The 18,236-nt window shown below is 63.6% G+C and carries 14 protein-coding genes; 7 read left to right on the forward strand and 7 right to left on the reverse strand.

Annotated elements, in window-relative coordinates; translation table 11 throughout:
* Nucleotides 1-2: 2 nt before the first annotated feature.
* A complete protein-coding gene (locus P6U23_RS19635) occupies nt 3-1,364 on the reverse strand; it encodes a peptidoglycan DD-metalloendopeptidase family protein (RefSeq protein ID WP_407174077.1) in 1,362 nt (453 codons plus the stop codon).
* A 100-nt stretch (nt 1,365-1,464) separates the two neighbouring features.
* On the reverse strand, nt 1,465-2,163 hold the full coding sequence (bcp, locus tag P6U23_RS19640) for a thioredoxin-dependent thiol peroxidase (protein WP_407174079.1): 699 nt from the start codon (nt 2,161-2,163) through the stop codon (nt 1,465-1,467).
* 203 nt (nt 2,164-2,366) lie between these two features.
* On the opposite strand from bcp, the gene P6U23_RS19645 reads away from it, so the two are divergent.
* Both P6U23_RS19645 and P6U23_RS19650 read left to right on the forward strand, forming a co-directional pair.
* Entirely contained in the window at nt 2,367-6,074 is a 3,708-nt protein-coding gene (locus tag P6U23_RS19645; RefSeq protein ID WP_407174081.1) for a DUF3971 domain-containing protein, read from the forward strand.
* A gap of 227 nt (nt 6,075-6,301) precedes the next feature.
* Nucleotides 6,302-7,117, forward strand: coding sequence for a hypothetical protein (locus P6U23_RS19650; RefSeq protein ID WP_407174083.1), 816 nt, complete (start codon nt 6,302-6,304; stop codon nt 7,115-7,117).
* Between the two features lie 110 nt (nt 7,118-7,227).
* On the opposite strand, the gene P6U23_RS19655 is transcribed toward P6U23_RS19650, so the two are convergent.
* The 3 genes from P6U23_RS19655 to tyrS form a co-directional block, all read right to left on the reverse strand.
* Nucleotides 7,228-8,922 carry a methyl-accepting chemotaxis protein gene (locus tag P6U23_RS19655; protein ID WP_407174085.1) on the reverse strand — a complete coding sequence of 565 codons (1,695 nt, stop codon included), beginning with the start codon at nt 8,920-8,922 and terminating at the stop codon, nt 7,228-7,230.
* A gap of 111 nt (nt 8,923-9,033) precedes the next feature.
* On the reverse strand, nt 9,034-10,281 hold the full coding sequence (locus P6U23_RS19660) for an MFS transporter (RefSeq protein ID WP_407174087.1): 1,248 nt from the start codon (nt 10,279-10,281) through the stop codon (nt 9,034-9,036).
* 55 nt (nt 10,282-10,336) lie between these two features.
* Nucleotides 10,337-11,590, reverse strand: coding sequence for a tyrosine--tRNA ligase (tyrS, locus tag P6U23_RS19665; protein ID WP_407174089.1), 1,254 nt, complete (start codon nt 11,588-11,590; stop codon nt 10,337-10,339).
* A gap of 161 nt (nt 11,591-11,751) precedes the next feature.
* Here tyrS and P6U23_RS19670 point away from each other — a divergent pair, with 161 nt between their 5' ends.
* From P6U23_RS19670 to P6U23_RS19680, 3 genes are read left to right on the forward strand one after another with little or no spacing between them, the layout of a single operon-like run.
* Nucleotides 11,752-12,855 carry an anhydro-N-acetylmuramic acid kinase gene (locus tag P6U23_RS19670; RefSeq protein ID WP_407174091.1) on the forward strand — a complete coding sequence of 368 codons (1,104 nt, stop codon included), beginning with the start codon at nt 11,752-11,754 and terminating at the stop codon, nt 12,853-12,855.
* 57 nt (nt 12,856-12,912) lie between these two features.
* Nucleotides 12,913-13,590 (forward strand): glutathione S-transferase family protein, encoded by a 678-nt coding sequence (locus P6U23_RS19675; RefSeq protein WP_407174093.1) that lies wholly within the window; start codon nt 12,913-12,915, stop codon nt 13,588-13,590.
* Nucleotides 13,591-13,597: 7 nt separating this feature from the next.
* On the forward strand, nt 13,598-13,927 hold the full coding sequence (locus P6U23_RS19680) for a DMT family transporter (RefSeq protein ID WP_407174095.1): 330 nt from the start codon (nt 13,598-13,600) through the stop codon (nt 13,925-13,927).
* Nucleotides 13,928-13,945: 18 nt separating this feature from the next.
* Here the strand turns inward: P6U23_RS19680 and P6U23_RS19685 are convergent, their stop codons facing one another.
* The gene (locus P6U23_RS19685) at nt 13,946-14,458 is read right to left on the reverse strand and encodes a DUF1697 domain-containing protein (RefSeq protein WP_407174097.1); all 513 of its coding nucleotides are present in this window, start codon (nt 14,456-14,458) and stop codon (nt 13,946-13,948) included.
* A 16-nt stretch (nt 14,459-14,474) separates the two neighbouring features.
* Complete coding sequence (locus P6U23_RS19690) at nt 14,475-15,122, reverse strand: alpha/beta hydrolase (RefSeq protein WP_006614822.1); 648 nt, start codon at nt 15,120-15,122, stop codon at nt 14,475-14,477.
* Nucleotides 15,123-15,437: 315 nt separating this feature from the next.
* Between P6U23_RS19690 and P6U23_RS19695 the strand changes: the two genes are divergently transcribed.
* Together P6U23_RS19695 and sufB are read left to right on the forward strand one after the other, a co-directional pair.
* Nucleotides 15,438-16,604: a cysteine desulfurase family protein gene (locus P6U23_RS19695; RefSeq protein WP_407174100.1), complete on the forward strand. Its 1,167-nt coding sequence runs from the start codon at nt 15,438-15,440 to the stop codon at nt 16,602-16,604.
* 84 nt (nt 16,605-16,688) lie between these two features.
* Nucleotides 16,689-18,185: a Fe-S cluster assembly protein SufB gene (gene sufB / locus P6U23_RS19700; RefSeq protein ID WP_407174102.1), complete on the forward strand. Its 1,497-nt coding sequence runs from the start codon at nt 16,689-16,691 to the stop codon at nt 18,183-18,185.
* Nucleotides 18,186-18,236: the final 51 nt, after the last annotated feature.

The following is an 18,236-nucleotide window of genomic DNA, read 5'->3' on the forward strand; positions in this document are numbered from 1 at the left end:
CGTCAGCCTGCCGCGAGCCGCACGCCGGCGCGCAGGAATTTTTGCGGGTCGACAGCTTCGCCGTCGATCCGTGTTTCGTAATGCAGATGCGGACCGGTCGAGCGGCCGGTCGAGCCCACTTCGCCGATCACCTCTCCAATCTTCACGTATTGGCCGACCTTGACGTTGATCTCCGACAGGTGGCCGTAGCGTGTGGAGAGCCCGTTGCCGTGATCGATCTCGACCATGCGGCCATAGCCGCCGGCCCAGCCGGCCGAGACCACTTTGCCGTTGGCGGTGGCGCGCACCGGATCGCCCATCTGGGCGCGGAAGTCGAGGCCGGTATGCATCGCGGGCCGGCCCAGGAACGGATCGACGCGTACACCGAAGCCCGAGGTGAATTCGACCTCGCCGATAACAGGCTTTCGATAGGGCACGAGCGACAACGTCCGGGTCAGCCGCTCCATCTGCGCGCGGCCGATATTGATGCGATAGAACTGGCGCTCGAAAGCGCCGGCATTGGGCGAAAGCTTGACGGGAACGAAGGGCCCGCCCATCGCGCCGCGCGGGGCTGCCGCCTCGAGCTGCGCCATGTTGAGTCCGAGATCGGTGATGACACCCCGCATGCGGCGCAGGCGCGATTCGATACTGTCTTGATAAGTGTCGAGCGCCGCCATCTGCCGGCTCTCCACCCCGTCAAGCGATTGCTCCAGGCGGACCAGCACGTTGTCCACGCCCTGGACTTTCGCAAGCTGGCTCGGCGGAGGACTCGCGGCGACAGGCGCGCGCGATTCCAGCCGCGCTTCGCGGTCGGGCGGCGCCACGAAAATCACGGTATCGCTGATCGGCGACGGCTTGGGGGTCGCGGTGCCGGTCTCCGCGGGGACGCCGGCACGCGCCGGCGGCTTGATCGAGCCGGTGATGTCGGGGATGGCGCCGAGCGCGGTTGCACGCGCCTCAAGGGCCGTCTGTCGACGCATGATCTGATCGAGCTTGCGGTCGAATTGTTCCTGATCCAGCAATTGCCGGCTGGTGGTGCGGTCGACCTTGGCGCGCAGCTCGGCGATGCGGTCCTCATAGGCGTTTTGCATCTCGGTCTGACGCGCGATCAGCCGCGTCAGGACGTCGTCGCGAAAGGCGAAATAGGTCGCGGTTGCGGCCGACCACAGGCCGAGCAGGGTGATGGTGCCGACCACGATCCAGAACGCGACGGGCCCGAACCGCACTTGCTTGCCGGCGTGCAGGATGGTGTAGCCGTTTTCGCTACGCGGTTTCGAGCCGGGCGACGGCGCACCGCCAGAGGATGGCCGGCGGACGAAGCTCCGGCCATGGTCATGAGGGTGGTGTTGGGGATATCCGGAATATTGACCTGACCGATACGTCATCAGCACTCCCGCGCCGGTCGGAAGGCGATTCCGTACGGCTAAACTTGCAGGAGCGATTTGACCTGCTCATGGTTAATTTTTGGGAAATGGGTTCCGGGCCCTAAGCGGCGCGCGCGGCCGCAAGCACCGCGTCGGCGTGGCCGTCGACCTTCACGTGACGCCAGATCCGTTTGATGCGCCCATCGCCGCCGATCAGAACAGTGGTGCGGATGATCCCCATGAACGTCCGCCCGTACAGGGATTTTTCGCCCCAGGCCCCATAGGCCTCCAGCATCTCGTGCTTCTCATCGGAGATGAGCGGAACATTCAGGTTGTGCTTGTCCCGAAACGCCTCTTGCGCCTTGGGCTTGTCTGCGGAGACGCCAAGCACCGCGGTTCCGCTCTCGGCAAAGGCTTGCGACAGTCGCGTGAAATCGATGGCCTCTTTCGTGCAGCCGGGCGTGTTAGCCCGCGGATAGAAGAACAGCACCAGCTTCTGCCCCGCGAAGTCGGAGAGGGACACCACCTCGCCGCCGTCGCGCGGCAGGCGGAAGGGAGGGGCCTTGGCACCTTCCGCCAGTTGCGGCGATTTGCCTGCCGCCGATTCGGCTTTTGCAACCGCCGGGCTGTTGGCCTTCGGAGCGCTTGATGGTTTCGATGCGGACTTCGGCGATGGTCCGGTGACGGCGTTCTTCGTTGATTTCGCCGCCGGAAGGCTCCGTGTTTTCCCGGGTTTTGCTCTCGCCGCGGCTGACCTTTTCACGCCCGTCTTGGCCCCGGCAGACGATTTGAGGGATTTCTTGCGCGATTTCTTGGACATACGCCTTCCTTTCGTCGCTTTCGGCGGATCAATCATACGTCATTACGGGTCTTGCCCGGCGAACCGGAATCGCGCCTTTGGCTGGGCAAGTCTGACGGCCCCGGAGTATGGTTACAAGGAATTCGAGGCATCCACCGTCTGCTTGTTGCTGAGCCGTTTGGGCCCTGATGACGAGCAACCGGATTAATCGAGGATTGGCGGCCATGCCGGCACAGGAGCGCTCGTTACCTGTCGACGGGTGCCGTGCCGGCGATCAATCCTCCAATGAACGCCGCTACCGAGAGGCAATGGCAAGGAATACGTCGCCCAAGGGGCCTCACCAAGGCTCCAGTCCGCCTGCCGCTGCCGTGCAACAGGTGCATTGGGACGAGCAGGATTGGGATCAGGAGCACGAGGAGGCCACCGGCCACCGTGCGCGGCGGCTGCTGTCCCGTTCCCGCCCGGGATTCCATCGTTTGGCTGCAGTCCCGCGCTGGCTTGCCGGCGAACGCTGGGTGCGACGGCTCGCAATTAGCATCGCGTCGCTGATCGTCATTTTCGCCGGATGCTTCGGCGCGCTGTGGTGGCGGCTCGGGGCGGGACCGATCAATCTCGACATGGCGACGCCCTGGCTTGCCGCCGCGATCGAGGACAATATCGGCAACGGCAACACGGTCGAAGTCGGCGGCACGCAGATCGAGCGGGCGGGACGGGTTCGGATCGCCGTGCGAATCCGCGATATCATCGTGCGCGATCGCGACCATGCGGTCGTGGCGAGCGCGCCGAAAGCCGAGGTCAAGTTGTCCGGCGCAGCGCTGCTGATGGGGCAACTTCGCGCCGAGAGCCTCAATCTGGTCGATGCCGTGCTTTCGGTGCGCATCACGCCGGATGGCTATGTCACCGTCTCTGCCGGCGAGACTGCAAAGCCGCTCGCGACCGGCGTTGCGGCGCGGCCCAAAGACGGGGCGGGATTGGCGGTGCAGCCACCTTCATCTCTCGCCGCGCCGCCCACCGCCGCTCCGGCGCCCGCGCCACCGGCCACCGCGCCCTCAAGCGGCAATGGCGGTTTGCTCGCCGGACTCGATTGGCTCGACAGCCTCAGCCTCACGGGGCTGGACGGCCAAAACCTCAACGAGATCGGCTTGAAGAATGGCAGCCTGGTGGTCGACGACCAGCAGCGCGGCAACAAGTGGAATTTTGAGAACATCAGCCTGAGCCTGCGGCGGCCAAGCGGTGGTGGCGTGGCGCTCAGCCTCGGCGAGGGGGGCGCGCATCCATGGTCGCTCGGCGTCACCGTCGGCGCCGCCGAGAATGGTGTGCGCAGCGTCGACATCCGCGCCGACAAGGTCTCGACCAGCGACATCCTTCTGGCGCTGCGCCTGAAAGACCTGACCTACAACGCGGACTTGCCGCTCAGCGGCGAGCTAAAGGGCGAATTGGGACGAGATGGCCTGCCGACCTATTTCCGAGGCAAGATCGTCGTCGGCAGCGGCACCATCACCGACACCGACACGCCCGATTATCCGATGGAGATCGACTCGGCGGAAATGAACGTCGAGTGGGACGCCGGGCGGCGCGTGTTGGTCGCACCGCTCAAGGTCGTTGCCGGCGAGAACCGGATCACCCTTTTGGCGCATCTGGAGCCGCCCAATGGCAACGACAACGACTGGCAGCTCGGTCTTTCCGGCGGCACCATCCTGCTCGGCGGTATCGACAGCGAACCGCCGCTGATCTTCAACCGCATCTCGATCGGATTTCGCTTCGACACCGAAAGAAAGCAGGTGTTGCTGACCCAGGCCGATCTCAGCAACGGGGAGATCGGCATCGCCGGCAGCGGCAGTATCGACTATTCCGGCGAGCCGCTGCTCAAGCTCGGCTTCGCCGCGACGCCGATGTCGGCTTCCGCCTTGAAGCGCATCTGGCCGGCGCTGATCGTGCCGGAGGTGCGCCAATGGGTGATCGAGCGCATCGAGCGCGGCTCGGTTCAGCGCATCGAGATCGGCGTCAATACCTTGGTGAAAAACCTGCCACGTAAGGGGCCGCCGATTCCCGACGACGGCCTCTCCATCAACATCGTGGCGAGCGGCGTCACCGTACATCCGGTGGACGGGTTGCCGTCGGTGCATGATGCCGATTTGAAGGCGCGCGTGACCGGCCGCACCGCGACCGTGACGATCGGACAGGCGAGCGCCGACACGCCGGGCGGCCGAAGGATCAACATTTCCGATTTTGTCTTCGAGGTCCCCGACACGCATCCGAAGCCGCCGCCGGCGCGAGTCAGAATGAAGGTGGACGGACCGGTTCCTGCTGCGGCCGAGATCCTCGCCTCCGATCGCCTCAGCGACCTGTCCGCAACACAGGTCGATCCGAATGCCAGCAAGGGAACGTTCTCCGCGTTCATCAATTTGGGCATGCCGGTGAAGGGTGAACTGACGGCCGACGACACGACCTATAACGTGAGCGCCGATCTGAACGGATTTGCCGCCGACAAGCTGGTGATGGGCCAGAAGCTGGAGGCCAACACGCTGAAGATCGTCGCCAACAACCAGGGCTATCAGGTCAAGGGCGACGTCAAGATCAACGGCCAGCCGGCGACGCTGGACTACCGCAAGCCAGCCGATGGCGACGCGGATATCAAATTGCAGGCGACGCTGGATGATGCGAGCCGCGCGCGACTGGGTCTCGACCTCGGTCCTGGCGTAAGCGGCGCCGTCCCGATCAAGCTGACAGGCAAGATCGGCGGTCCCGACCATGACAGCAAGCTCGCGGTTGAGGCCGATCTCACGGCGGTGAAACTCGACAACGTGCTGCCGGGCTGGGTCAAGGCGACCGGCAAATCCGGCAAGGCCACCTTCAACGTCATCCCGAAGTCCCAATCGACACGGTTCGAGGATATCGAAATCGCGGCCGGCGGCGCCTCGATCAAGGGATCGCTGGAGGTGGACCAGAACGGCGATCTGATGAACGCCAACTTCCCGACCTATTCGCCCTCCGAGGGCGACAAGACCTCATTGCGCGCCGAGCGCGGTCCGGACGGCATCGTGAAGGTGACCATGCGCGGCGATGTATTCGATGGCCGCGGTTTCCTGAAATCGGCGATCTCGGGCACGACCAAGGAAGAGAGCAAGAGCAAGCTCAAGAGCATCGACCTTGATGTCGATCTCAAGCTCGGTGCGGTTGCAGGCTATAACGGCGAGGCGATGCGCAACATCGACCTGAAGTTCTCCCGGCGGAACGGTCTGATCAAGAGCTTTGTGCTGAGCGGCAAGATCGGCCGCGACACGCCTTTGAGCGCCGAGCTGAAGCCGCGCGGGCAGGGGGTTGGACGCGAGGTCATCTACATCGAGACCAACGATGCCGGCGCCTTCTTCCGTTTCAGCGACGTCTATTCCAAGATGATCGGTGGGCAGCTCGCGCTGGCAATGGATCCGCCCACGGTCGAACCGTCGGCCAGGGAAGGCCTGATGAATGTTCGCGACTTCACGGTGAAGGGTGAGGCCGCGCTCGACCGTGTCGTGGCCGGCGGTCCCGGCGTGCAGAACGGCGTGTCGTTCTCGCGGCTGCGCGCGGAGTTCACCCGACACAACGGACAGCTCAGCGTGCGCGAAGGCGTGGTCAAGGGACCGACGGTGGGGGCAACCATCGAAGGCAGCATCGACTACGTCGCCAATCAGGTCCGCATGAGCGGCACGTTCGTGCCACTCTACGGGCTGAACAACATGTTCGGTCAGATTCCGGTGCTCGGTCTCTTTCTTGGTGGCGGCAGCAACGAGGGGCTGTTCGGCGTCACCTATGAGGTCGTCGGCACGCCGGGCGCGCCGGTGGTACGCATCAACCCGATCTCGGCAATCTTTCCGGGCGTGACGCGCAAGATCATGGAATTCAACACCGGCAAGCAGCAGAACTCGATCGAGCTTCCGCCGAACAACTGAACGGCGATCGCTCGCGCGACGATGTGACTCCTCCCCATTCCTTCGGAACCGATCGCCGCAGCGCGGCATCGCATCTCTTCCGAGAGGAACCTTCCGAACAACTTGCGATTATCAGGCCGGAGAGGACCGGAGGAGGGTCAAATGAATCAATTGATCTATCTCATCGGCCTGATCGTCGTGATCATGGCCATACTTTCGTTTTTCGGTTTGCGCTGAGGGCTTCGCACATGACAATCGAAGCCGGCACGCTTGTCGAAGACGAAGCGCTCACGCTTCCCGACGACAAAGCCTATCTGCACTGGACGCCCGTAGTTGCGGGCGCTTTTGCAGCCGCAGCATTTTCTTTCATCCTGGTGATGTTCGGCGTCACGATCGGACTCGGCGTAAGCTCGACGTCGCCGACGTGGCGCGATGCATCGGGCGCGCTGTCGCTTCTGTCGGGCATCTACCTGATCCTGCAGGCCATCGTCAGTTTCGGTATCGGCGGCTACATTGCGGGCCATCTTCGCCGCCGCTATGACGTGGCCGGTACGCCGGAGGCCGAAACGCGCGACGGCTTTCATGGCCTCGCCGCATGGGCGCTCGCGGTTCTTCTCGGGGCGGCGCTGACCGCGGTGATCGGCGCGGCGACCGTCCACGGCTCGTCATCGGCGTTGACCGCCAAAGACACGACGTCGGCCGAACCACTGCTGAGCTACGAGCTGGACCGGCTGTTCCGCGCGCCACGGCCGGCGACAAATGTGGATATGGGCGCCGAGCGTGCAGAAGCAGGCCGGATTCTCATGACATCGTCGAGCCATAACGGCGTGAACGGCGATGATCGCACCTATCTCATCCAGTCGGTCGCCGCAACGACGGGACTTTCGGCAGGCGACGCCGAACGGCGCGTCGATCAGGCGATTGCCGCTTCACGAACGGCCATTGCGCATTCGCGCCGCAGCACGATCATCCTGGCGTTTTCGATCGCCGCCGCCACCTTGCTCGGAGCGGTGAGCGCATGGGCGGCCGCCGCTTCCGGCGACCGTATAGCGAGGTGGCAATGAACGCGTCAGGGGTTTTGTTGAGCATGATCTCCGCGCAAACCCCTCGTAGTTGTCGCGGGGAAAACCGGCTTCCCTTGCGCTGACGCGGCCCTTCGGGGCCGGATCATGCTCTACGCCGCGCGCACTCCGGCGAGGAACGTGCTGACCTCGCCGGAGAGCTGCTCGGCCTGCTTGGAGAGGTTGGAAGCCGCGGTGAGCACGAGGCCGGCGGCATTGCCGGTCTCGTTGGCGGCGCTGCTGACGCCGCCAATATTGCTGGTCACGTCCTTGGTCGCCTGTGCCGTCTGCGTCACGTTGCGCGCGATCTCCGAAGTTGCCGCGCCCTGTTGCTCGATGGCCGAGCCGATCGCGGTTGCGATGACGCTGACTTCATCGATGGTCGCGGTGATGCCGCCGATGGCCTCGACTGCTTCCCTGGTGGCACCCTGGATCTGGCTGATGCGGGTGCCGATCTCCTTGGTGGCGTCGGCCGTCTGGCTGGCCAGCGTCTTCACTTCGGCGGCGACCACGGCAAAACCCCGGCCGGCCTCGCCCGCGCGCGCGGCTTCGATGGTGGCATTCAGCGCCAGCAGATTGGTCTGCTCGGCGATGCTGGAAATCAGCTCGGCGACGTGCTCGATCTGCTGGGCGCCATCGGCGAGCGCCCGCACGATGGTGTCGGTGCGGCGCGCGCTTTCGACGGCACGGTTGGTGATGGCGGCGGATTGGGCGACCTGACGGCTGATCTCGCTGATGGACGAGGACAATTCCTCGGCGGCCGCGGCGACCGTCTGCACCCGCGTGCTGGCTTCGGTAGCGGCCGAGCTGACCACGGAGGCGCGGTGATTGGTGTGTTCCGCCGTCGATGTCATGGATTGCGCAGTCGCTTCCAATTCGTGCGATCCAGACGCCATCAGCCCGACGAGCTGCCCCACCGACGCGTCGAAGCGATCGGCAAGCGCGATCAAGGCGTCACGCTTCTCTTTCTCGCTGCGCTGCTTGGTCGCGACCTGCTCGGCTTCGAGCGTGCGCGCCGTCATGGCGGTCTGGCGCAGCACTTCCAGCGTTTCCGCCATGCGTCCGATCTCGTCGCCGCGCTCGGTCTCCTCCACCGGCTGATCCAGCGCGCCGCCGGCAATGGCCTGCATCCTGTCCTTCAGGCGGCCCAGCGCTCCCGCGACATCGTTCGAAATCAGGCAGGACAATAGTCCAAGCAGCAAGGTGAGGCCGCCGCCGATGATGCCAAGACGCAGCATCAATGAGCTCACGTCCGCATCGATGTCGTCGACATAGAGGCCATAGGTCACGTAGATGTCCCACGGCTCGAAGCGGCGGGCATAAGCCATCTTGCGAACCGCGACCGTCTGACCAGGGCGCGGGAAGGTATAGCTGGCAACGCCCCCTTCAGGTCGTTCGCGCGCGGCCGCCATCTGGATATCGGCGATGACGAGACCGGTGGCGTCCCTTGCGCCGGAGACCCGGCCCTCGACCTGAGGATTGGCGATGTTCAACAGGCTCGTCGTGTCGGCGTTGTAGACGATGGCATAGCCTTGGCCGTTGTTGAAGGTCATCCGCCGGCCGCGCAGGCGGAACTGGTTCTTCGCTTCGGCAAGCGTCATTTTGCCAGCGGCGACTTCGTCCTGCAGCGTTTGCGCCATGCCGGTCATCAGATCGACCGCAGTGCGCATCTGCGCGACGCGATCTTCCAGCATGCGCTCTTTGCTGAGCCAGGCCGAGACCGCGACGATGGCGAAGACTGTCAAGGCTGCGAGAATGACAATGCTTGCGAGTTTGGTGCGGATCTTCAATCGGCTGAGCAGCATCATCGCGGCCTCTTCTAGGGGATTGTCACCACCGCGATACCAGCAAGCGCCTTACCAATGGTGAATGGAGGCGGGACAAATCGGCATGAGGCTATGCGATTGCAGCGACGAGGCTTAGTGCCGCAGGGCGGGCACAACCAAGAAGGGAATCATCCCAAGCACCACAGCGATCAGGGCAAATACAATCAGCGGATTGTAGCTATGGGTGAGGTCGTGGATCAGGCCGCCGCTCCAGGAGCCGACCGCCGAGCCTAGCCCGCTGCCGATGGAGATGCTGCCATAGATCGTGCCGACCCGATTGCCGCGAAAGATCTTCATCGCTGTAGCCGAGAGCAGCGGGCCTCGCGAACCGATCATGCTGCCGAAGCAGACGACAAAGCCGGTGAGCAACCAGAAGTTCGGGTACCATTGCAGCGCCCACAGCATCACGATGCCGATGATGGACAGCGCGTAGCTGAACAGCACCGATGGTCTGCGGCCGATCAGTCCATCCAGCGAGGAAACGCCCAACATTCCGAACAGCAATACGACGCCGGAAAAGCCCCAGGCGGTCGCGGCCTGCAGCGGCGGGAAGCCGGCTTCAACCAGATAGGCCACCACCTGTGGGGCGATGGCATACATGCCGATCGCGGTGAAGAAGAACGTCACGAACAACGCCCAGAAGGCGTGATGGCGCATCGCGCTCGCGAGCGTCCAGCCTTCGCCGTCGAAACTCTCGGCAGCTTTCTTGACCACGTGCGGCGAGCCGCGGGAAAACAGCCGCCACGGCAACAGCAGCAACGGAATGAGCAGGAGGAGCACAAGCGCGCCAAAAATCTCATAGGCGCCACGCCAGCCGAAGCGATCGATCAGGAGCTGCGAGGCGGGCAGCAGGATCAGCACGCCCGCGCCGGTCGCGGAATAGACCACCGCCATCGCGGTCGGCAATTTGGGACCGAACCAGCGGCCGAGCAGGATAGAGTTGGGCACGTTGCCGATGAAGGCGATGCCGATGCCGACGCACAGCCCGACGCTGAGCTGGAACTGCCAAAGATGAGTGGCGAAGGCGGCAGACAGGAATGCGCCGCCGAGCAGCGCAAGCCCCAGCGTATAGACCGTGCGCGGTCCCGACCGGTCGAATAGCCGTCCGATCAGGGGAGCGGCCAGGCCGCCGGCCAGCGCACACAGTGAATAGACAGAGACCACTTCGGCGCGGTCCCAGCCAAAGCTTTCCGAGATTGGCTTGAGGAAGACCGTGAAGCTCTCGCCCAGGCCGCGGCCAAGCACGGAGAGCGCAAAGCACAGTGCGAGGACAACGAGCGCTACGCGCGCCGGCTTGGCCGGCGCAGCCAAGATGTCCTCCCGCGGCGCGTTCTGATCCATTGGCGACAGGGAGCGCGCTTTGGTGCGCTTGAGCAAGCGGGTTTAGCGAATACGCCTATGCAGGCCTGAGCAGGACGTGGCGCTTCCTGCCGAGCGAAAGCTTGATCACGCCCTCCGGCGCGAGATTCGCCGATGTCAGCATCATGCGCTCGTCGGTAACGGGCGCGTCGTTGACGCGCAGGCCGCCGCCCTTGATCTGCCGCCGCGCCTCGCCGTTTGAGGCGACGAGACCTGCTTTCACGAACGCAGCCAGTACGCCGACCCCCACCTGAAGTTCGCTTTGCGGAATTTCCACGGTCGGCAGATTTTCCGCGATCGCGCCTTCCTCAAACGTCCGTCGCGCCGTTTCCGCAGCTTGCCGCGCGGCCTCCGGGCCATGGAGCAAGGTGGTCGCGGCATCAGCAAGCGCCTTCTTGGCTTCGTTGATCTCGGCGCCCTTCAGCGCGGCGAGTTTCTCGATCTCGCCGAGCGGCAGCGTGGTGAACAGTTTGAGGAAGCGCTCGACATCGGCATCTTCGGTATTGCGCCAGAATTGCCAGTATTCGTACGGGCTCTTCATGTCGGCGTTGAGCCACACCGCGCCGCTCGCGGTCTTGCCCATCTTCTCGCCCGAGGCGGTCGTGATCAGAGGCGTGGTCAGCGCATGCAGTTGCGGCGTGCCCAAACGGCGTCCGAGATCGATGCCGTTGACGATGTTGCCCCACTGGTCGGAACCGCCCATCTGCAGCCGACAATCGTAGCGCTGGTTGAGCACGACATAATCGTAGGCCTGCAGGATCATGTAGTTGAACTCGATGAAGCTCATCTCCTGATCGCGCTCGAGCCGGAGCTTGACCGAATCCATCGCCAGCATGCGGTTGACGGAGAAATGCCGGCCGATGTCGCGCAGCATTTCGATCCAGTTCAGCTTGGTCAGCCATTCCGCATTGTCGGGCATGATCGCATCACTCTTGCCCTCGCCGAAGCGCAAGAAATGCGAGAAGACCTGCTTGATGCCATCCTTGTTGCGCTCGATCTCCTCGATGGACAGAATCTTGCGCGTCTCATCCTTGCCGGAGGGATCGCCGACGCGCGTGGTGCCGCCACCCATCAGGGCGATCGGCTTGTTGCCGGTCTGCTGCAACCAGTGCAGGCACATGATCTGCACCATCGAGCCGACATGGAGCGAGGGCGCGGTGCAGTCGAAGCCGATATAGGCGACGAGTTCGCGCTTGGCGGCCAGCGCATCCAGCGATTCGGGGTCCGAAATCTGATGAATGAAGCCGCGGCTTTGCAGCACATTCAGAAAATCAGATTTAAAAGCAGTCATTTGTCTGGGACTCTGATCATTCTTGTTTTACGGTAGTTGCAGCAAATTGCGGAACCGTGACCGGACAGGCTGCCGCGTCTGCAGGCGCTGTGGCATTATAAGATGTGCCCGTTTGGCACAAGCTGGGCGTCCGGGGTAGGACTCGTGAGGCTCGCTAAAACATGATGTTGACGGCGATCGGTCTGATGAGCGGCACCTCGCTCGACGGGGTGGACGTCGCCATGATCGAGACCGACGGCAGGCGGATTCAGGCCTTTGGGCCGTCCGGCTACCGGGCTTATACCGATCCGGAGCGGAAGCTGCTGCGGGAGGCGCTCGCTGGGGCCGTGCACCTCGCTGAGCGCGATGCGCGGCCGGGTGTGCTGGCCGAGGCCGAGCGTGTCGTGACCTTGGCCCATGCGGAAGCGGTGAAGGCCTTTACCGCCCAGCACCGCATCGCGCCCGAGGAGATCGACATTGTCGGCTTCCATGGCCAGACCGTGCTGCACCGGCCCGAACGCAAGCTGACCGTGCAGATCGGCGACGCCGTGGCGCTCGCCAAAGCCATCCATATCCCGGTGATGTCTGATTTCCGAGCGGCCGATGTCGCCGCCGGTGGGCAGGGCGCGCCGTTCGTGCCGGTCTATCACCGCGCGCTGGTGCAGTCGCTGGAACGGCAGGGGCCGATCGTGGTGGTGAATATCGGCGGCGTTTCCAACATTACCTATATCGATGGCGCCGATACGCTGATCGCCTGCGACACCGGGCCCGGCAATGCGTTGCTTGACGATTTCATGCAGCGGACGACCGGGCAGAGTTTTGATTGCGACGGGCGGATGGCGGCGCAAGGGACGGCGGATGAGGCCTGGATTGCGCGAGTGCTTGAGCATCCGTTCTTTGCCAGGCGGCCGCCGAAATCGCTCGATCGCAACGATTTCGCGCATTTCAAGCTCGGCGAGATGGCGCCGGCCGATGGCGCGGCCACGCTGACCGCGCTCACCGTGGCGGCGATCGCGCGGATCGTGCCGCTGCTGCCGAAGCCGCCGCAAGGCTGGATCATCTCCGGCGGCGGCGCGCGCAATCTCACCATGACGCGGATGCTGCGCGAACGCCTCGCGCCGGCGCGCGTCGAAGCCGCCAACGCGCTCGGCTGGTCGGCGGATGCGATCGAAGCGCAGGCCTTCGGCTTCCTCGCCGTGCGGGGATTGAAGGGCCTGCCGCTCAGCTATCCCAAGACCACCGGTGTGCCGATGCCGATGACCGGTGGCGTGATCGCGCGACCTTGACAGGTTCATGCATTTGCATGTAATTAGATGCAGATGCATGAAACTGCGAGGTTCGGGATGGCTGCCCCGCTGAGGCTGATCAGTCACAAACTCTGTCCCTACGTTCAGCGCGCGGTGATCGCGCTGTCCGAAAAGGGTCTGCCGTTCGAGCGCATCGACATCGATCTTGCCGAGAAGCCGGAGTGGTTTCTCAACATCTCCCCGCTCGGCAAAGTACCCGTGCTCGTCGTCGCCTCGGATGATGGTGACGTGGCGCTGTTCGAGAGCAACGTCATTTGCGAATACATCGAGGACAGCCAGCAAGGAACCAGGCTGCATCCGCAGGATGCGCTGACGCGCGCCCAGCATCGCGCATGGATGGAATTCGGCTCCGCCATCCTCGGCGACCTGTGGGCCCTCGAAACCACCAGGGACCCCGCGACATTCGCGAACAAGCACGCGGCGATCACCGCGAAGTTCGGGCGCGTCGAGGGGGCGTTGGGCTTGGGCCCGTTTTTCGCAGGCGAAGGTTTCAGCCTCGTGGATGCGGTGTTTGCGCCGATATTTCGCTACTTCGATGTGTTCGATGAAATCGTCGACCTCGATATCTTTGATGACACGCCGAAAGTCCGTGGCTGGCGCGCCGAGCTCGCTCTCCGGCCGAGCGTTCGCTCTGCCGTCGGACCCGATTATGCGAAGTTGTTGCGCGAGTTTCTGCTTCGCCATGACGCACATCTGTTGAAGCTAGCCGCGTGATGGCGTCATGTCGCGTTCGCTTGCCTGGATGGCACTGATAGTCGCGGGGCTTCTCGATGTCGGCTGGGCCATCTCGATGAAGTATGCCGAGGGCTACACGCGGATGGGCTGGAGCCTGATCTCGCTCGCCCTGCTTGCGGCCTTCGTCTTCCTGCTCGGGCGAGCCCTGCAGGCGCTGGACCTTGGGCTTGCCTACGCGGTTTGGACCGGGATCGGTGCGGTCGGGACGGTGATCATGGGCGTGGTGCTGTTTGGCGAGGCGCTAAGTCTTGCCAAGGTCGCAGGGATCGGGCTCGTGATGATCGGCATCGTCGCGTTGAAGCTTGCCCCAGGATAGGCAGGCCTGACGCTCGGCCTATGAGCCGCCCGCCATGCGGGCCAAGGTGGCAACCGTATTCATGTTGCGCGCGGTGCCCGTCTTGGCTGCGGCAATAGCGAGCTTCGATCTCCCCATGCCTTGCGGATAATAGACATAGATCTCGCGGCGTCCGAGCCCGATCTCTTCATCCTGCCGACCGCGCACACTTGCGAGCGTGTCGGCCGGTGGCGCATGATCGAGGAAGATGGCGACCGTGTAGTTTGGCTTGGCCTTGGGAAATGGATTGTCGGCGGCGACCCGCGCCATCTCCTCGGCGCTGCGCACCAACACGCCGACGGGTTTGCCGGCGTAGGCTTCGAGCCGCTTCTCAAGTGCGGCCTTGATCGTGGCTTCCGACTTGCGGCTTTCGAACACGACATTGCCGCTGGCGATATAGGTGCGCACGGCGGCAAAGCCGAGTTCTTCGCACATGGCCTTGAGCTCGCTCATCGGCAATTTGCCGGTGCCGCCGACATTGACGGCACGCAGCAGGGCGATGAACGCGCCCATCGCCGAACCTCGCGTGTCAACGCACGTTGGCGAGCCGCATGTCGAGATAGGCGGTGATCGTCTCCATCAGCGGCTCGAGCTTGCCGTCGAAGAAATGATTGGCGCCGGGAATGACCTGCTGGTCGATCACGATGCCCTTCTGTGTCTTCAGCTTCTCGACCAGCGTGTTGACATCCTTGGGCGGGACCACCGCATCCTTTTCGCCGTGCACGATCAGGCCGGACGATGGGCAGGGCGCGAGGAAGGAGAAGTCATAGAGATTGGCGGGCGGCGCGATCGAAATAAAACCTTCGACCTCGGGGCGGCGCATCAGAAGCTGCATGCCGATCCAGGCGCCGAAGGAGAAGCCGGCGACCCAGCAAGCGCGCGCCTCGGGATTGATCGTCTGCGCCCAGTCGAGCGCGGACGCCGCGTCAGACAATTCGCCGGTGCCGTGGTCAAAGGAACCCTGGCTGCGGCCGACGCCGCGGAAGTTGAAACGCAGCACCGAGAAGCCGCGATGCGCAAAGGCGTAGTAGCACTGGTAGACGATCTGGTGATTCATCGTGCCATGGAACTGCGGATGCGGATGCAGGATCATCGCGATCGGCGCGTTCTTCTGCTTGGCCGGGTGGTAACGGCCTTCAAGGCGGCCAGCCGGGCCGTTGAAAATAACTTCAGGCATCAGTGAACCCTTGGGTGAAGGTCAGCCAGCTTCGTGCTTGCTTCATCTGGTCCCCGCAGACGAAACCTCGCAGTGAAAGTGGTTGATCGGGCGTCGGGCGATGCGCGGACGACGCTTTTGTGAACCGGAGGCGTGCGTTCTAACATAAGGCGAGGGGCAAAAAGCAAGCATCTTGAGCATCCGCCAATGCGTTCCAGACGTTGATGTTTTATTGGTTGCGGGCGGGGCGTGAGATCACCAGTTTGCATCTGGCGCGGGGACACGGCAGACGCTGATCGCAGCCCTCAATAGCTATTTAGGTATAATGGCACCTTAATGTCCGACCGGGTCTACCTCGACTGGAACGCGACCACGCCGCTTCGGCCTGAGGCGGTCGAGGCGATGGCTGCGGCTTGGCGGCTCCCCGGCAACCCGTCTTCGGTCCATGCCGAAGGCAGGCAGGCCCGCCGATTGGTGGAGGACGCCCGGGCCGCCGTTGCCGAGGCCGGTGGGGCCGTGCCCCGAAACGTGGTGTTCACCTCCAGCGGAACGGAGGCGAATGCGCTGGCGCTCAGTCCTGGCCTGCACCGCGGGACGGGAGCACCGGCGCAACGACTGCTGGTCTCCGCCGTGGAACACGCCTCGGTTCTGGCGGGCGGCCGGTTTTCGGCCGACGCAACTGCGAAGATCACGGTCACGCGCGACGGCGTCGTGGATCTGGATCACCTGCGGCGGCTTCTTGTGGAAGGTCCGCCGGCGCTGGTCTCGATCATGGCGGCCAACAACGAAACCGGAGCCCTGCAACCAGTCCGAGAGGTGGCCGAAATCGTCCATGCCGCTGGAAGTCTGCTGCACGTCGATGCGATCCAGGCGTTTGGAAAAATATCCTTCAATATCAGTTCGATAGGCGCGGACCTCGCTACGCTCTCCGCACACAAGATCGGCGGACCCAAGGGTGTGGGTGCGCTGGTGCTGGCAGAGGGCGTGAGCGGGCTGGAGCCGCTCTTGCGCGGCGGTGGCCAGGAACTGGGTCGCCGGGCCGGGACCGAGAACGTGGCTGGCATCGCTGGTTTCGGCGCCGCCGTCAGGGCGGCGATGGCCGCGCGCGAGGCCGAGTCGGCGCGGGTACAGGACTTGCGAAATCGACTGGAGAGGGGACTTCGCCAGTCCGAGGGATTGGCCGTGTTCTCGGAAGACGTGCCGCGGCTGCCCAACACGACACTTTTCACGGCGCCGGGGCTGAAGGCGGAAACCGCAGTGATCGGTTTTGACCTCGCCGGCGTGGCAGTGTCCTCCGGCTCGGCCTGCTCCTCGGGCAAGGTACAGCCTTCACATGTGCTGCAAGCTATGGGAATTGCTGAGCAATTCGCCCAGGGCGCCGTGCGCTTAAGTCTGGGCTGGTCCACGTCGGAGGCAGACATTGATCGCTGCCTGGAGGCTTGGCGAAAGCTCTCAAGTACCCTACTTAAAGGAAGCGACGAAACACGGCTTGAACGGTTCTAAGCAGGTGATTTCCTCGCAAAAGCATCGTAATAGTCTTTCGAGACCAGTCCACCGCGGTCCTTGAAACCGCGAGCGGAGGATGGAATGCCAGCCGTACAGGAGACGGTCGACCGCGTCAGGCGGATCGACGTCGATCAATATCGATATGGGTTTGAGACGCTGATCGAGTCCGAGAAGGCCCCGAAGGGTCTCTCGGAAGACATCGTCCGCTTCATTTCCGCCAAGAAGAACGAGCCGGAATGGATGCTGCAGTGGCGGCTGGAGGCCTACCGCCGCTGGTTGACCATGCGTGAGCCGACCTGGGCGCGCGTCAACTACCCCAAGATCGACTACCAGGACATCCATTATTACGCGGCGCCCAAGCCGAAGAAGCAGGTCAACTCGCTCGACGAGATCGATCCGGAGATTCTCAAGACGTATGAGAAGCTCGGCATCCCTCTGCGCGAGGTGGCGATGCTGGAAGGCATCGAGCCGCGCGTCGGCGAGACCGATCCGGTCAAGAGCAAGATCGCGGTCGATGCCGTCTTCGATTCGGTGTCGGTGGCAACCACCTTCAAGGAAGAGCTGAAGAAGGCCGGCGTGATCTTCATGCCGATTTCGGAGGCGATCCGCGAGCATCCTGAACTCGTGCAGAAGTATCTGGGTTCGGTGGTACCAACCTCGGACAACTTCTTCGCCACCCTGAATTCGGCGGTGTTCTCCGACGGCTCGTTCGTCTACGTGCCGCCGGGCGTGCGCTGCCCGATGGAGCTGTCGACCTATTTCCGCATCAACGAACGCAATACCGGCCAGTTCGAGCGCACGCTGATCATCGCCGACAAGGGCTCTTACGTCTCCTACCTCGAAGGCTGCACCGCGCCGCAGCGCGACGAGAACCAGCTCCACGCTGCCGTGGTCGAACTGGTCGCGCTCGACGATGCCGAGATCAAATATTCGACGGTGCAGAACTGGTATCCCGGCAATTCGGAAGGGCTGGGCGGCATCTATAATTTCGTCACCAAGCGCGGCGATTGCCGCGGCAGGAACTCCAAGATCTCCTGGACCCAGGTGGAAACGGGTTCGGCGATCACCTGGAAATATCCGAGCTGCATTCTGCGCGGCGACAATTCGCGCGGCGAGTTCTACTCGATCGCGATCTCCAACGGCTTCCAGCAGGTCGATTCCGGCACCAAGATGCTTCATCTCGGCAAGAACACGTCGAGCCGGATCATCTCCAAGGGCATCGCCGCGGGCAGATCGCAGAACACCTATCGCGGTCTCGTCACCGCGCACCGCAAAGCCACTGGTGCACGCAACTTCACCGCCTGCGACTCGCTGCTGATCGGCGACAAATGCGGCGCGCACACCGTGCCCTACATCGAGGCCAAGAACTCCTCGGCGACGTTCGAGCACGAAGCGACGACCTCGAAGATCTCCGAGGACGTGCTGTTCTACTGCACGCAGCGCGGGCTGTCGGAAGAGGAGGCGGTCGGCCTCGTCGTCAACGGCTTCGTGAAGGACGTGCTGCAGCAATTGCCGATGGAGTTCGCGGTCGAGGCGCAGAAGCTGATCTCGATCTCGCTCGAAGGATCGGTCGGATAATGGTCGTCCCGCGAGCCCTCGACCGACGCGGCTTGCATCACACTGGGCGAC

The sequence above is a fragment of the Bradyrhizobium sp. STM 3562 genome, from assembly GCF_045571435.1.
Lineage (GTDB): Bacteria > Pseudomonadota > Alphaproteobacteria > Rhizobiales > Xanthobacteraceae > Bradyrhizobium.